This is a genomic window from Klebsiella sp. BIGb0407 (genome assembly GCF_024807845.1).
Taxonomy (GTDB): Bacteria; Pseudomonadota; Gammaproteobacteria; order Enterobacterales; family Enterobacteriaceae; genus JGM124.
This window is the reverse complement of sequence record NZ_JANUEQ010000004.1, coordinates 353,044-368,401: the sequence shown is the minus strand read 5'-3', so window position 1 is coordinate 368,401 and position 15,358 is coordinate 353,044. Positions and strand designations below refer to the sequence as shown.

Below are 15,358 nucleotides of genomic sequence, written 5' to 3'. Positions count from 1 at the left end.
AAGACGACTTAATTGCTGAAGTTATGCAACAATGCCGAAAGAGTTTTTTATGAACGAATGAGGCGATTTATGCTAACCCTGAAAATGCGTCGTGACTGGCATTATTATGCAGTGGCTGTGGGATTCATCTTTATTCTGAATGGCGTTGTAGGCATCATGGGGTTAGAAGCCAGTGGCTGGAAAAGCTATGCGGTGGGTCTTGTGACCTGGATTATCAGTTTCTGGCTGGCCGGGTTTTTTATCCGCCGTCCCCGCGAAGAAACAGAGAAGACAGCGGAAGAGTAGGGTCGGAACCGTTAATTCATTGAACTTTTTAACGCGTTATCTTGCTGGTGGCGTTCCAATGCCAGAGTAATAAGACGCGTAATTAACTCAGAGTAGTTAATACCACTTGCCTCCCACAGCTTAGGATACATACTGATATTGGTAAAACCTGGCAAGGTATTTATCTCATTAATGATAATGTCGTTGTCTGGAGTCAGAAAGACATCAACTCGCGCCATACCACTGCATTCCAGAGTTTGATAGGCTTGGATAGCAATCGCACGAATTTTATCGTTAATCTCTGCTGATAGCGCCGCGGGAACAACAACCTTGGCGCTCTCTTCGTCGATATATTTTGTATCGTACGAGTAGAAGCCACTATTAATCACTATTTCACCGCAGGTACTGGCTTCAGGATTGTCGTTGCCCAGTACTGCACATTCTATTTCACGGCCAATAATTCCACGCTCAATCACGACTTTATGATCGAAAGTAAAGGCTAAAGCAACGGCATCATGAAACTGTTGCTCAGAGTTAACTTTGCTGACGCCTACCGAGGATCCCTGATTAGCCGGTTTAACAAATAGCGGAAGTCCGAGCTGTTGCTCAATCTCGGTAAAATTGGCCTGTGTGCGATTAGCACGGGTCAGGGTGATAAAGGGAGCGACATTTAAACCCGCATCACGCAACAGTCGTTTGGCGACATCTTTGTCCATGCTGACAGCAGAGCTCAGAACACCTGAACCGACAAATGGCAGGTTCGCAACCTTCAATAGACCCTGTAAGCAACCATCTTCGCCCAGGGTTCCATGAACGATAGGAAAAATAACATCCAGTTGTGAGAGGGGATGTGAGTTACTGGCTTCGATCAGCTGATGATTTGCCTGTCCAGGGACAAGCGCAATATTATTCCCTGAATGATTAAGAGCGATAAGTGCTGGGTCATCCGCATTGTGTAGATAACTGGTTGCATCATTAATATGCCATTGTCCCTGCTTATCTATACCCAGTAGCACCACATCAAATTTAGACTTATCAATGGCATCAACGATATTTTTTGCCGACTGCAGCGACACTTCATGTTCTGCTGATTTTCCACCAAACACGATACCAACTCGCAGCTTTGTCATGCTTGTTCCCACCTTCATGAATACCAAAGGGGACAACATAGCATGCGCCAAACCGGGATTCATGTGCTTCTGTCACTGTCAGGGGGATAATTGACTAAAAGGTTACTATTGATGCGTTTTTTACCATTCTCGCTTCGGGTTGCCCGAATGAGGCTTGGGTTCCACTGGCTGAATCAGATAGTGTATGTAGCAAGCAGACCAGCAGCAGAATAATAAATGACTGTGTAGTGAATTGATAACCTAAGGTGATAATAGACAATTGAGGGTTATTTCGTCTGAAAGGAAAATGAAAGTGGTGCTTTAAGCAGCATGGTTTATGGCATCAGGCATTGGAAACGAATAATAATTAATTATTTTCTTTTAGTTTTTTATTCTGTTTACTGAGTTATTTCAGGCCTGTTATCTGGTGCGATGGCGGTTTCTGTTCAAAAGAACTTCATTTCCGGTACGATAATCTTATTTTTAATAATAATTGGAAAGTCATTATCAATAAGTAGTGTTTTATTGATGTTCAGGTTATTTACTGATTTTTCAATTGATAATATATTACCGAACAAGTTTAGTTTATCTCAGGATAAACATCGTTTCTTAACCATCGGAATTCGGTCTATGAAAAATTTCATTGCAGAGTTACTAATTAAACTCGCAGAAAAGGAAGAGGAAACGAAAGAATTGGCGGTTCAGATTAAATCACTGGAAATTATTGTCACTGGATTACTTCAGAATCTGGATCAAGATCAAAAGCTAAGGTTCATTAGCAGCGTTGAGAACTCTCTGAAATCATTGTCGAATGGTACGGCGATTGATGGCTATGATAGCTACGAACTAAATAAAAATTTAGCCAGATTACTTTTAATTCATAATGATTAGCTCAGCCCGGTGTCATTGCACTGTCATCTACTCTTTCTACCATTTGATTATTCCTGAAAAATATTTGCAGATAAAAAATTAAAATATCATGCCATCTTTGCCGCTATATTCTCTTTCTTTTACCTCTCCCTTTTCGTTTTACGCATAAAATACTTTCCCTGTTTAATAAGCCTTGTGATTTAAAGGGATATACTGGGGCTTCGGCAGAACTATTTTTATCAGCAAGTCTAATCATTGATAAAAAAGCGTGACCACAGAACATGACCACGCTTTCATTTGACAGAACAAAGGGTTAACTTTTACTTAATTGTTCTGATTTTGCCATACACTTCACCATAGCTTCAATAACCGCTGAACGGAACCCTTTCTCTTCCAGAACTCTGACGGCTTCAATGGTGGTACCGCCTGGTGAACAGACATTGTCTTTCAGCTCGCCGGGATGGGTATCGGTCTCTAACACCATTTTAGCTGAACCTATTAGCGTCTGTGCAGCAAAACGATAGGCCTGCTGACGAGGCATTCCACCTAATACGGCGGCATCTGCCATAGCCTCGATAAACATAAATACATAGGCAGGGGCTGAACCACTGACACCTACTACTGAATTAATCAGCGACTCACTGACTACTTCAGCATGGCCAAAGGTGCGGAAAATATTGACTGCATCCGATACATCTTCTGGTGTGACTAAGGAGTTTGGTGTGACCGAGGTCATTCCCGCATTGACCAGTGCCGGAGTATTCGGCATCGCACGGATGATTTTCCGGTCATGGCCTAATACTTTTGCCAGTGTCTCTAAAGTAATACCTGCCGCAATAGAGATAACTACGGTATCTTTGTTCAGGCTGGAGTTAACTTCACTCATCACCTTTAGCATAATATTAGGTTTAACTGCGCCGAAGACAATATCTGCAACCTGAGCTACTTGCTGAGCGCTTTCGGCCGCATTGATAGCAAATTTTTCGCGTAAGGCTTCAACCTTATCGGGAGAGGGAGTATAAACCCAGATATTACCGGGAGCGACCTGACCACTGGCTATCATACCTTGCAGAATCGCCTGCCCCATATTGCCGCAACCAATAAATCCAATTTTCTTATCCATCATTTGACTCCATGGTGATGCATTCATGAGCTTTTATTAAAGTTTAATGGTTTTTTAATGATTATGCTTAAGTTTAACCCTATACAATCAAACAAGGATCTATGGAAAGATTACCCGGTTTATCTGTCAGAAAGTGAAAAAAATGGCAAAATGCCCCTCACTGACGTTAACAATCTGGAGTTGTAATGCAAATTTGGGTGGATGCTGATGCCTGTCCTAATGTCATCAAAGAAATTCTGTTCCGTGCAGCGGAAAGATCTCAGGTACATGTGACACTGGTGGCGAATCAGTTAATTCGAACCCCACCATCACGCTTTATTCGCAGCCTGCAAGTAGCATCAGGGTTTGATGTTGCCGATAATGAAATAGTTCGTCGTTGCGAAAAAGATGATTTAGTAGTAACTGCTGATATCCCCCTGGCTGCGGATGTGTTGAATAAAGAAGCTATCGCTCTTAATCCTCGGGGAGAACGCTATACTCCCGCCACCATCCGTGAACGCCTCACTATGCGTGATTTTATGGATACTTTACGCGCCAGTGGGGTGCAAACCGGAGGGCCGGATAGCCTGAGTCAGCGGGACAGACAGCAGTTTGCCAATGAACTAGAAAAGTGGTTACTGATGGTCGCCAGGGGGCGAAAGTAATCTTATCTGTTATTGAGCGATACAGAATATTATCGGGAATGACTACCCCGATATTACTCTGTCTTTAATGTGTAGTCAGATGACTTTATCATTACAGAATAAGACTATATACAGGGCAAACCTTTGGTGTGGTATATTTAGTTTACACCTTTAATTGCTTATTACTACGTGATTACTGGTAATAATATGAATCCACTAGTTTATGTAACGTTATTTTTACGTTTTTCTCTTTCTTAATTCAGTGGTACTATCCGTGCCCTTATCTTGCTTTTGTTATTTCTGACCTGAAGTTTGTACTTCTGAGGATTTGCCCTGATGATTCAACCCGTATTCCTGGTCGGCGCTCGCGGCTGTGGTAAGACAACGATTGGTCGTGCTTTAGCGGAAACCCTGGGTTATTCTTTTGCCGATACTGATAGCTACTTACTTACCAGTACAGGTCAAAGCGTTACTGAAATTGTTTCTGCAGAGGGCTGGCCGGGGTTTCGAGCTCGTGAGTCTCTGGCATTAAAACAAGTCACTGCAGCCTCGACTGTTGTCGCGACTGGAGGGGGAATGATCCTTTCAGAAAGTAATCGTCAGTTTATGGCTGAGCGTGGAATTGCTATCTGGCTTAATGTTCCGGCTGATATTTTAGCCTCGCGCCTCGATGCTTCTCCGGAAGAGGCTCAGCGTCCTACTTTAACGGGAAAAAGTGTGGTAGACGAAATAGTAGATGTTTTGGCTGCTCGTGAGGAACTTTATCGTCAGACTGCTCGTCATATCATTGATGCCACGCATTCTCCGGACAGCGTTGTTAATTCTATTATTAGTGTATTACAGATGTCTGATGTTCGCTCAGCTATCTAGTTATCCGTTAGTCTGCCGATAATAATGATGAGTACTCCTTTATAGGTAGGCTACAACCCCGCAAAAAAAGTTATTATTACGGTAACCACCCCATCGGGTGATATTTTTTATTTTAAGTGCTTATTTCTAAATAAAACCTGTCCCACTAGTTAATAAAATAGTGTTATAAAAAGCAATAGATTGTTACCGATATGTTGTTTTAATGTTGTTGAAATATTGTTTAGAATTGATGTGAAGCTCCGCCTTACAGCGTGTTTTTATGCTATTTTTATATGATATAGCGAAGGCACTGTGTAGTAGCTCATGACGGATCAATACTGGACATTGAACTGATACGAAGCAGAGGCGACGCAAAGTATGAAACCCACTGTAGCGATTCTCTCCATTGGCACGGTTCCAGTGGACGAAATCAGAACGGTTTTAACAGAACATGTGGTAGATGAAAAAATAACCCATATTAGTTTATTGGGAAACATGTCACGTGAAGAAGTTAGCCTGGAGTTCGCCCCGGATATCGGTGAAGAGCAGCATCTCGCCTTGCTGAGTGATAATCAGCTCGTTAATGTAGGCAGCAATAAAGTCTCTCTGGCTATGCAAAACTTAGTTTCATTGCTCGATAAATTGGGTTATGAAGTTATTCTGTTAATGAATACGATGCCACTGAGTGGGCTCAAGGCACAGAGTGCAATTCTTTTAGAACCCGATCGCATCCTCCCACCGCTTGTTGCTTCTATTGTTGAAAGCCACCAAATGGGAGTGATTTTGCCTTTTCCGGAACTGATAAAGTACCAGCAAGATAAATGGCGCTTACTCGAAAAAACACCGCTTTATGATGTGGCTAATCCAGTTGATGGTTCTGATGAGGAGTTACTCCAGGCTGCCCGACAATTGATTGAACGTGGAGTGACGGTCTTTGTGCTGGATTATTTGGTCTTTATGAAGCGGCATCAGCAGTTATTAGAGCAACATTTTGATATTCCAGTGATCCTTACCAATATGCTGGTCGCCAGGCTGGCATCAGAGTTGCTTGACTAAATATATCCAGACGTCATGAAAGCAATACTCGAGTCACTTGAAGTATGACAGGTATAATTATCGTGACAGGACAGAGTATTACCCTCTATATTATTTTTTTAAATTTCTTATCTCTATAAAGGGTTTGTCCATGCTTCAGAGTAACGAGTACTTTTCCGGTAAAGTAAAATCCATTGGTTTCGATAGCAGCAGTACTGGCCACGCAAGTGTAGGTGTGATGGCTGAGGGAGAGTATACGTTCGGAACTGCCCAACCTGAAGAGATGACCGTGATAAGCGGCTCCCTGAATGTTTTATTGCCAGGTGAAACTGAGTGGAAAGTCTATGGGGCAGGCGACGTTTTTCACGTTCCCGGCAACAGTGAATTTAATCTTCAGGTAGCAGAGTCAACTTCTTATCTGTGTCGTTACCTGTAAGATTAATTGGCATGATACAGAGCGCGACTCGCGCTCTGTTGTTTTTTGCGGCGATAATTAATGCTGTGCTTCCCCGCCTAAAGCATCAATCAGGTTTGTTATCAGAGCGGTTAACTCTGCTGTCATCAGAATAAAGTCAGCATCAAAACGCTGCCCCACATCTTCCCTGTCAATATCATCGTTTTGTTCACGCAGAATATCAGCAAACTTCAGACGCTTAATCGAAGCATCATCAGCAATCACAAACTGTACTCTTTCCTGATAGTCCAGCGCCAGTTTAGTGACCACTTTTCCTGATTCAATATGATTAGCTATTTCATCACAGACCAAGTCTTGTTGCTTACAACGGATCACTCCGCCACCTTCCAGCATTGCCTTCAGCTCTGCTTCATCCATCAGAGCAAAACCAGCAGGAGTTTCTCCCGAGCGAACCCATTCAGTGAGGGTTAATTCAAGTGGTTTTTCAAAGGTTAAAGGAACTACTGGTAATGACCCGAGGCTTTTACGTAGCAAGGCTAGCGTGTCTTCGGCTTTTTTCGCACTGGCGCAGTCCAGCATGATGATATTATTGACCGTATCGATCCAGACCATAGTCTGATTAAATCGGCTGAAGGCGCGTGGGAGCAAACTATGAAGCACTTCATCTTTTAGCGAGTCTTTCTCGGTTTTTTTCAGTTTCCGAGCTTGTTCTGCTTCCAGTTTATTGATTTTTGCTTCAAGCGTTTGCTTAATAACGGATGCAGGTAGCATCTTCTCTTCTTTGCGGGCACAAATGATAATCTGGCCATTCGCGATATGGGTAAGCGTATCACTGTGCTGTCCCATAGGAGAGACCCAGCCAGTTTTTGCCATATCCTGACTGCCACAAGGCGTAAAGGAAAACTCGGCTAACTGTCTTTCCATTGCGTCCGCTGTCAGTGTGATATCACGACTTAAACGGTACACCATTAAATTTTTAAACCACAGCATGACTCAGTCCCGGATTGGTCAGTTAAACGCAGACTGTATGATAGCGAATTGGTGATGGTCTTTATACCCGTCTTGTATTTTTGAGGAGAATATCGTGCGTATAGGAATTGATTTGGGTGGCACTAAAACCGAAGTTATTGCCCTCGCTGATGATGGAGCTGAGCTCTTTCGGCATCGTTTACCGACACCTAAAAATGATTATCAGGCAACGATCCGTACCATTGTTGAACTGGTTACTAAAGCTGAGGCGGCGACAGGAGCGCGCGGTAGTGTGGGGATCGGGATCCCTGGCTCTATCTCCCCCTACACTCGGGTGGTAAAGAATGCCAATTCGACCTGGCTCAATGGCCAGCCCTTTGACCGGGATTTACAGCTGGCGCTAGGGCGTGACGTTCGGCTGGCAAACGATGCGAACTGCCTGGCAGTATCAGAAGCCATTGACGGAGCTGCAAGCGGTGCAGAAATTGTCTTTGCCGTGATTATTGGTACTGGCTGCGGTTCCGGGATAGCTATTCAAGGACGTAGTCTTATCGGCGGCAATGGTACTGCAGGAGAGTGGGGGCATAATCCACTTCCCTGGATGGATGATGAGGAGCTGCATCTTCGTCGGCAACTCCCCTGTTACTGCGGTAAACAGGGATGTATTGAAACCTTTGTTTCTGGTAGCGGCTTTAACGCTGACTACCAGCGCCTGAGCGGTGAAAGTCTGAGTGGTCAGGACATTATAGCCCGTGCCGTACAGCATGATGCTCTGGCTGAGCAGGCCCTCAGGCGTTATGAAACTCGCCTTGCCAAGTCTCTGGCCCATATTGTTAATATACTTGATCCTGATGTGATTGTGCTGGGAGGCGGAATGAGTAATGTCGACCGTCTCTATCAAACACTTCCTCAACTTATCAAGCCCTGGGTGTTTGGCGGCGAGTGTGAAACCCCCATTCTGAAAGCACTACACGGGGATTCCAGCGGGGTTCGTGGCGCTGCGTGGTTGTGGCCGCTGGAAAAGTAGCGGCCATATACCCGTCATATTTCAAGCTGCCCGGGTATAAGTTTGCCGTCAGTCGACGGCAAACGCTTTGTCCAGTTTGCTGATACCCAATCCGTTTATTTTTTTTACTTTCACTTGTACCGGGATGCGGTCTTTCATTGCTTCGACATGGCTTATCACTCCGATAGTTTTCCCGCTGGCATTCAGTGCATCCAGGGCATCAAGTGCAATATCCAGCGTCTCGGCATCCAGAGTACCAAACCCTTCGTCCAGGAATAGCGAGTCAATACGGGTCTTATGACTGACGAGATCAGACAGTGCCAGGGCCAGAGCTAAACTCACCAGAAAGCTTTCTCCGCCCGAAAGAGTTCTGGTATCACGCAAGGCATCTGCCTGCCAGGTATCCACCACCTGTAGCTCCAGCGCCTCGCTGTCTTTACGCTGAAGCAGATAACGCCCGTGCAGACGATTCAGCTGGTTATTGGCAAGCCAGACCAGGTTATCCAGCGTCAGTCCCTGAGCAAATTTACGAAACTTATCTCCCTCTTTTGAACCGATAAGTGCATTGAGAACGCTCCAATCTTGTAGCTGTTTTTCCTTCTCTTTTATCGACTGAATTAAGGTTGCCTGGCGTTGCTGGTTAGCCGCATCATGCTGAAGCTGTTGCTGAATTTGTCCCTGCTGGGTGGTATTTTCTCGCAATTGCTGTGTTTGTTGCTCTATCTGTATTTCCAGTATCGCTGTATCGATTTCATCGCTCAGCGTTAGCGGACGAGTCGACTGATGCTCTGTTAGAGTCTGTTTTGCCTGCAGTAACAGAGCCGTTTGTTGCTGTTGCTGACGTTCAAGTTCTTCTTTACGTTCGATTAATATCTGACGCTGGGTTTCATCAAGTAACGCGTTATAGAAGTCATCTGCGTCAATGAATGGGCTCTGCGTCAGAGCGGTATTAAACTGAACCTGAGCTGAAGACAGTTCAGCTTCACTCTGTTGCAACTGTTGTTGCAAGGAATGACGCTCACCGTCCAGACGTGTGCTTTCGCTGTAGAGATGCTGCCAGTTTTGCAGCGCAGCAGGCTGCTCACTTTCGTCGAGCGATGGCGGTGTACTACCATCATCAGGCAGAGTCGAAAGAATAGGTTCCAGCGCGGCAAGTTGCAGCTGTAGCTGGGGGATCAGGGCTTGCTCTTCTTGCCAGTGGCGCGACTCTTTCAAGCGGGCATCAAGCCATTGTGCTTCCTCGCCTCTTTCAGGAACAGTGAGTCCGGCTTGCTCAAGGCTTAACATCAAGGCGTTATGCTGAGCACCAATCGCTGTTTTCAGCTGCTGATATTGCATATTGAGCTGCTGATGCTGCACTTCCAGTACCTGACGTTCATTCAGCTGTCGCAGACTGTGCTCAAACTGCTCTTGCTGACCGAGCCACTGGTTGAGATCCTCCTCCAATGACAAGGTGATTTCTAAGCGCGCACAGCACTGTTGCCACTGTGCAGTAAGCTCACCTTCTTCTTCCAGGATCTGTACCTGTGCCAGACCTATTTTTTCACGTTGCTGGCGTTGTGTTTCTAGCTGACCTTTGATCGCCGCACCCTGGTTAGCAAGTGCTTCCACCTCGAAGGTCAGAGCAGCCAGTTTCTGCTGACTTTCAGCAGGCTGGAGCTGTTGATATTCGGTGACGGCTGGATGTTCAGTTGACCCACAAAGTGGGCAAGGCTGCCCGGACTCCAGACGGTCACGTTCAGCTTCAAGACTCTGAATACGTTTTTCTAAATCGACGATTTTGGCCTGAGCAATTTCTTGCTGACGTCTGTCTTTATAGCGCTGGCGGGTTGCCTCAAGCTGAACTTCCCGTTCCGTTATCTGTTTATCAAGCAGCTTCTGCTCTGCATTCTGTTCTGTCTTACGTTTACTCAGGGTGTGAAACTGCTGATGAAGCAAGGCCAGTTTTTGATGCAAAGGCCGGGCGGCTATCTGTTTTGGTAAGTAAATACTTACCTCTTCGGCCGTTAATGACAGAGTGCTAACTGGCAGAGCCTGTAATTTTCTCTGGCTGACTTCAATACTTTGCTGCCACTCGGCGAGCTGTTGCTCGTCACGTCTTAGACGTTCAAAAGCACCTCGCCAGCCAGCGAGTTCACTGCCCCACAGGCGATACTGGTCATGCGCTTTAAGCCAGTTTTGTTTTTCTGCCAGGGTATTTTGCCATTCACTGGTTCGTCTGGCGGCCAGTAAGCGGGTTTGCTGGCGATAGAGGGCGATATTCTGTAAGCGAGTGTTTACCTCTGCACTGTATTGCACTTTCTGCTGATGAGTTTTCAGACGATCTTCAAGCCGTAAGGCATCAGGGCGCAATGTTTCAGCCAGTAATGCACGGGTCAGTCTGTTTTGTTGAGGAGCGAAATCCAGTGATGTCTGCTGGATATTATTGACGACCTGTTGCTGTTGCTGGCTCTGAAGTGTTAGCCGCGCGCGCTGAGTTAACCACTGGTGGTAGAACTGACGTTGCCGTAACTCTTCAAGCCAGGCCTTTTCACTCGTCGCCAGATCTTGTAATTGTTCAGCCAGTTGCTGTTGCTGAGCTTCGCTCAACAGGGCAATTCCATCGGCTTGTGCGAGCAGAATATCGAGCTGGTTTTTCATCTGCTTATAGTTTTCAAAAACAGCACTCGACAGGAAGCCGTAAATCTCTGTTCCGGTCAGTTCTTCCAGTAATGAAGCTCTATCATTCGCACTGGCATTTAAAAAAGCAGCAAACTGCCCCTGAGATAACATCATTGAACGAGTAAAACGGCCGTAATCCAGCCCGGTTAATGAGGCGGTAGCTTCCAGTTTATCTTTCACTTTGTCAGCAATGATTTTCCCGTCACTGACGCGTGCAAGCTCCACTCTCGGAGCTTGCAGATTACCATTGATAGCGTTACGTGCACGGTTCTGGCTCCAGAAGGCACGCCAGGCAACGTCTTTTACTTCAAATTCAACCTCAGCCAGGCATTCGGCAGTATCTCGCGTCATTAAATCGTTCTGTGACTGAGTCAGGGTATTCAGGCGTGGTGTCTGGTGGTAAAGCGCAAGACAGATAGCGTCCAGGAGCGTTGTTTTGCCGGCTCCCGTTGGGCCGGTGATAGCGAACAGACCGTTACTGGCAAAAGGCTCCTGAGTAAAATCGATTTTCCACTCGCCTTTCAAAGAGTTAAGATTCTTGAAGCGTAGGCTAAGAATTTTCACGGTAATTCTTGCTCCTCATGTAACGAGGAAAGTGTTTGGGTAAACAGTGTCCTCAGGCGTGTAGCATTTTCTTCATCAAGTGATTCCTGGTCTAATCGCCGTTCAAAGACATCTTCCGGACTTAACTCACTTAATGTTTCCTTATGTGGATTTGCCATGAAACGTTCACGCTGGGCACGACTTCTGCGGATCAGTAATATTTCAACCGGAAGACTGGCCGCTAAATCTTGAATTTGTCTTTGCATATCATTCAGATATTCGTCTGTACTCACTTCAATATCCAGCCAGATTTTGTTATCAGGTGAGATATCCCGAAATTGTTCTAATTGCTGGTTAATTTCAGTTAATGAGCCTTTTAATGTCACTAACTTTTGTGTCACGGGGACTTCAAGTGGCTCGACACTGGCTAGTTTACCGTCCGAAAAAGTGACCAGGAAGACGCTTTTGGCTCGGTTAGTTTCATCAAAACTGAGTGCAACAGGCGAGCCGCTGTAACGAATATGTTCGCAGCCTGCGACTTTTTGCGGCCGATGAATATGTCCGAGTGCAATATAATCAGCAGGGGGGAAAGCATCAGCCGGGAAAGCATCCAGCGAGCCGATATAAATATCCCTTACTGCATCAGAGGTTGTTGCTCCAACGGTAGTCAGATGTCCGGTGGCAATAATCGGCAGACTCTGGGTTCCACGCAGCTGTACTGCAGCCTGATAGCATTGCTGATAATGTTCGCTAATGGCTGTCATCAGTGATTGTTGTTTCTCATAACCATCCAGCCCTGACTGACTACGCTGAATATCTCGCGGTCGCAGGAACGGAATAGGGCAAAGTATTGCTCCGGGTTGACCGTTTTTTTTATTAATCAACCAGGCTTGCTGGTCTGTTTCCTGCGCAGCACGGGCGATAACTTGTGTATTCAGGCAGGCCAGTAATTCACGGGATTCATTCAGCGTTGAAACCGCATCATGGTTACCGGCCAGAATAATCAGCTGACATCCGGTAGATTGTAGTTGTACGATAAAATGGTTATAGATTTCACGGGCATAACTCGGCGGTGAACCCGTGTCAAAAATATCACCTGCAACAATAACGGCATCGACCTGATGTTCGATTACGGCTTCAAGGAGCCAGTTCAGAAAAGCACGATGCTCAGGGCCGCGCGTTTTAGTATAGAAATTCTGACCGAGATGCCAGTCTGATGTATGGATAATGCGCATAACCTGTCTCTGTGGCAAAGTCGCGATGGCTGATTATACCCGTCATACTTCAAGTTGCATGTGCGTTGTCTGCATTCGTTCACTCGAATCACTGACTTTAGTCAGCTGATAGCGAATAAATAACGGTTGTAACTGATGCAAATTGCGTTCATAAAAATGTCATAAAACTGACGCATACTGGCACGCAATTAATAAGATATGGCCTTTTTTCAACAGGGTAAATCATGGCAAGACGCATTTTAGTAGTAGAAGATGAAGCACCGATTCGTGAAATGGTGTGTTTTGTACTTGAACAGAATGGTTTCCTGCCTGTGGAAGCGGAAGATTATGACAGTGCAGTGAACTTGCTGATTGAACCCTATCCGGATTTAATTTTACTGGACTGGATGCTACCTGGTGGCTCTGGAATTCAGCTGATTAAGTATCTGAAGCGCGATGCTATTACTCGCGAGATCCCGGTCATGATGCTCACGGCTCGTGGAGAAGAAGAAGACAGGGTGCGGGGTCTGGAAGTCGGTGCAGACGATTACATTACCAAACCCTTTTCTCCTAAAGAGCTGGTGGCACGTATCAAAGCGGTGATTCGTCGTATTTCACCGATGGCAGTAGAAGATGTCATTGAGATGCGTGGACTAAGTCTCGATCCTTCTTCACATCGCGTGATGACAGGTACTGACCCGCTTGATATGGGGCCGACGGAATTTAAATTATTACACTTCTTTATGACACATCCAGAACGTGTCTACAGCCGTGAACAATTGCTTAATAACGTATGGGGCACTAACGTCTATGTTGAAGACAGAACGGTAGATGTTCATATCCGTCGTCTGCGTAAAGCACTGGAACTGAGTGGCCATGATAAAATGGTACAGACAGTGCGCGGCACGGGATATCGTTTTTCAACCCGATTTTAAGATGTTTACCGGAGCGTGATACGTGCTGGAACGATTATCATGGAAACGGCTGGCACTTGAGCTACTGCTCTGTTGTCTGCCAGCAGTCATTCTCGGATTAGTTTATGGTCATCTACCCTGGTTTTTACTGGCCGCGGTCACCATTCTTCTGGGCTGGCATTTTCGTAATCTGCTCCGTCTTTCCTGGTGGTTATGGGTAGACCGTAGTATGACTCCCCCCCCCGGACAAGGCAGCTGGGAACCTCTGTTATACGGGCTGAATCAAATGCAGCTTCGTAATAGAAAGCGCCGTAACGAGTTAGGCAGTCTGATTAAACGCTTTCGTAGCGGAGCAGAGTCACTGCCCGACGCCCTGGTTATGACGACGGAAGAGGGGGCTATTTTTTGGTGTAATGGTCTTGCTCAGCAGTTGTTAGGTCTGCGCTGGCCCGATGATAATGGCCAGAACATTCTTAACCTACTGCGTTATCCTGAATTCACCCGCTATCTGGGTGATAAAAATTTTACCAAGCCTCTGACATTGGTTCTCAATAATGGTCGTCATCTGGAATTTCGAGTTGTGCCCTATGCCGAGGGACAGTGGTTGATGGTGGCGCGTGATGTCACTCAAATGCACCAGCTGGAAGGCGCAAGACGTCACTTTTTTGCTAACGTAAGTCATGAGTTACGTACCCCATTGACGGTGCTTCAAGGCTATCTGGAGATGATGCAGGATCAAAGTCTCGAAGGTCCGTTACGGGATAAGGCCCTGAGTACCATGCGAGAGCAAACCTCCAGGATGGAAGGTCTGGTGCGGCAGTTGCTGACGTTATCGCGCATTGAAGCGGCTCCCGCTATTGCAATGAATGAAAAAATTGACGTCCCCTTAATGCTGCGAGTCGTCGAGCGTGAGGCGCAGACGCTCAGTAATGGAAAACATACTCTGACGTTTGAAGTGGAACCTAACCTCAAAGTGCATGGTAATGAAGAACAGCTTCGCAGCGCCATTTCCAATCTGGTCTACAATGCGGTCAATCATACTCCGGCAGGCACGCATATTACCGTTGGCTGGCATCGATTACCTCAGGGCGTTATTTTTAGCGTTAAAGATAATGGAGCGGGGATCAGCGCAGAACATTTGCCGCGGCTGACCGAGCGTTTTTATCGCGTTGATAAAGCACGTTCAAGGCAGACAGGAGGCAGTGGTTTAGGTCTGGCAATTGTTAAACATGCTTTGAGCCATCACGACACTAAGCTTGATATCGAAAGTACCGTTGGCAAAGGCACGACCTTCTCGTTTATCTTGCCTGAGCGTTTAATTGTTGCCGAAAAACCGGCTGTGACATAGCTGTCATCCCCCTGATGGCTCAGGTTATTCGGGGGATACTTAAAAAATGTTTTTGATTCTCTGATAAAGGAAAATATTTATCTCATTTTCTGTAAAGAAAATATTACACGTACACTAATTTCTCCCCTCTGACATTTTTTGAGCAACTGATGTTGTTTGAAAATACATGTCTGGTGATTTTTTATCCGAATGATAAGCCGGGCAATATTCGCATATATGAATTTATTCGCTGGTTAACACTATTAATACGTTATATTCATCTGCTTTCCCGATCTCTTCTTGTCTTCAAACGCTATAAGCGTTTTAATTGCCCCCCTGCCATTACCAGGCAAGCTGTTATTGAGTGATAAATCGACGTACTATTCTTATTCACTCAAAATAATAAGCATTTATCGCTACTTTTTTGGTTAATGGC

General features: G+C 45.7%; 14 protein-coding genes. 9 read left to right on the top strand and 5 right to left on the bottom strand.

Annotated elements, in window-relative coordinates:
- Nucleotides 1-69 precede the first annotated feature (69 nt).
- Nucleotides 70-285, top strand: a complete 216-nt coding sequence (locus M2387_RS14595) for a DUF2754 domain-containing protein (protein ID WP_259050391.1) — start codon at nucleotides 70-72, stop codon at nucleotides 283-285.
- Between the two features lie 11 nt (nucleotides 286-296).
- Here M2387_RS14595 and ddlA read toward each other — a convergent pair whose 3' ends face one another.
- Complete coding sequence (ddlA, locus tag M2387_RS14590; RefSeq protein WP_259050390.1) at nucleotides 297-1,394, bottom strand: D-alanine--D-alanine ligase; 1,098 nt, start codon at nucleotides 1,392-1,394, stop codon at nucleotides 297-299.
- Between the two features lie 411 nt (nucleotides 1,395-1,805).
- Here ddlA and M2387_RS25925 point away from each other — a divergent pair, with 411 nt between their 5' ends.
- The gene (locus M2387_RS25925; RefSeq protein WP_259050389.1) at nucleotides 1,806-2,264 is read left to right on the top strand and encodes a sigma-S stabilization anti-adapter protein IraP; all 459 of its coding nucleotides are present in this window, start codon (nucleotides 1,806-1,808) and stop codon (nucleotides 2,262-2,264) included.
- A gap of 292 nt (nucleotides 2,265-2,556) precedes the next feature.
- Here M2387_RS25925 and proC read toward each other — a convergent pair whose 3' ends face one another.
- The gene (gene proC, locus M2387_RS14580) at nucleotides 2,557-3,366 is read right to left on the bottom strand and encodes a pyrroline-5-carboxylate reductase (RefSeq protein ID WP_259050595.1); all 810 of its coding nucleotides are present in this window, start codon (nucleotides 3,364-3,366) and stop codon (nucleotides 2,557-2,559) included.
- Nucleotides 3,367-3,551: 185 nt separating this feature from the next.
- Between proC and M2387_RS14575 the strand changes: the two genes are divergently transcribed.
- The 4 genes from M2387_RS14575 to ppnP all read left to right on the top strand — a co-directional run bounded on the left by M2387_RS14575 (nucleotide 3,552) and on the right by ppnP (nucleotide 6,309).
- Nucleotides 3,552-4,010 carry a YaiI/YqxD family protein gene (locus M2387_RS14575; protein ID WP_259050388.1) on the top strand — a complete coding sequence of 153 codons (459 nt, stop codon included), beginning with the start codon at nucleotides 3,552-3,554 and terminating at the stop codon, nucleotides 4,008-4,010.
- A 315-nt stretch (nucleotides 4,011-4,325) separates the two neighbouring features.
- Nucleotides 4,326-4,859 carry a shikimate kinase AroL gene (gene aroL, locus M2387_RS14570; protein ID WP_259050387.1) on the top strand — a complete coding sequence of 178 codons (534 nt, stop codon included), beginning with the start codon at nucleotides 4,326-4,328 and terminating at the stop codon, nucleotides 4,857-4,859.
- 357 nt (nucleotides 4,860-5,216) lie between these two features.
- A complete protein-coding gene (locus M2387_RS14565) occupies nucleotides 5,217-5,894 on the top strand; it encodes an AroM family protein (protein ID WP_259050386.1) in 678 nt (225 codons plus the stop codon).
- Nucleotides 5,895-6,024: 130 nt separating this feature from the next.
- Complete coding sequence (gene ppnP, locus M2387_RS14560; protein WP_259050385.1) at nucleotides 6,025-6,309, top strand: pyrimidine/purine nucleoside phosphorylase; 285 nt, start codon at nucleotides 6,025-6,027, stop codon at nucleotides 6,307-6,309.
- Between the two features lie 57 nt (nucleotides 6,310-6,366).
- Here the strand turns inward: ppnP and rdgC are convergent, their stop codons facing one another.
- Entirely contained in the window at nucleotides 6,367-7,278 is a 912-nt protein-coding gene (rdgC, locus tag M2387_RS14555) for a recombination-associated protein RdgC (RefSeq protein ID WP_259050384.1), read from the bottom strand.
- Nucleotides 7,279-7,372: 94 nt separating this feature from the next.
- Between rdgC and mak the strand changes: the two genes are divergently transcribed.
- Complete coding sequence (gene mak, locus M2387_RS14550; RefSeq protein ID WP_259050383.1) at nucleotides 7,373-8,284, top strand: fructokinase; 912 nt, start codon at nucleotides 7,373-7,375, stop codon at nucleotides 8,282-8,284.
- A 48-nt stretch (nucleotides 8,285-8,332) separates the two neighbouring features.
- On the opposite strand, the gene sbcC is transcribed toward mak, so the two are convergent.
- A complete protein-coding gene (sbcC, locus tag M2387_RS14545; protein WP_259050382.1) occupies nucleotides 8,333-11,488 on the bottom strand; it encodes an exonuclease subunit SbcC in 3,156 nt (1,051 codons plus the stop codon).
- Nucleotides 11,485-12,702, bottom strand: coding sequence for an exonuclease subunit SbcD (gene sbcD, locus M2387_RS14540; protein WP_259050381.1), 1,218 nt, complete (start codon nucleotides 12,700-12,702; stop codon nucleotides 11,485-11,487). Before sbcD ends, sbcC begins: the two co-directional genes overlap by 4 nt.
- Nucleotides 12,703-12,926: 224 nt before the next feature.
- Between sbcD and phoB the strand changes: the two genes are divergently transcribed.
- Both phoB and phoR read left to right on the top strand, forming a co-directional pair.
- Entirely contained in the window at nucleotides 12,927-13,616 is a 690-nt protein-coding gene (phoB, locus tag M2387_RS14535; protein ID WP_259050380.1) for a phosphate response regulator transcription factor PhoB, read from the top strand.
- Nucleotides 13,617-13,638: 22 nt separating this feature from the next.
- Nucleotides 13,639-14,943: a phosphate regulon sensor histidine kinase PhoR gene (phoR, locus tag M2387_RS14530; protein WP_259050379.1), complete on the top strand. Its 1,305-nt coding sequence runs from the start codon at nucleotides 13,639-13,641 to the stop codon at nucleotides 14,941-14,943.
- Nucleotides 14,944-15,358: the final 415 nt, after the last annotated feature.